Source organism: Desulfovibrio desulfuricans, assembly GCF_024460775.1.
Lineage (GTDB): Bacteria > Desulfobacterota > Desulfovibrionia > Desulfovibrionales > Desulfovibrionaceae > Desulfovibrio > Desulfovibrio desulfuricans_E.
Map to the genome: position 1 here is coordinate 1 of NZ_JANFYZ010000120.1, position 228 is coordinate 228.

General features: G+C 36.4%; 1 protein-coding gene. It reads right to left on the reverse strand.

Translation table 11 applies throughout. The features are described from left to right. On the reverse strand, positions 1–228 hold a 228-nt coding region (locus NE637_RS15620; protein ID WP_256267839.1), incomplete at both ends, for a hypothetical protein.

Here is a 228-nt window from a genome sequence, read left to right on the forward strand (position 1 = left end):
TTTAAAAGTTCCATATTTTCCGGCGTTCTTACTTCTTCTATTTTAAGGTATTCTGCCACCCCCTGCAAAACATGAAAATCAGAAAATATTGAGATTGTACCTTCCAAAACATTCCCTTTTCTGTCCAATACATAATTCCATCTTCCATCGCCCGCATACCCATATTTTACAAGAAATGAAAAACCATGCTTTGCATTTTCCAACCACTCCTTCTTTTTGCGTACTTTG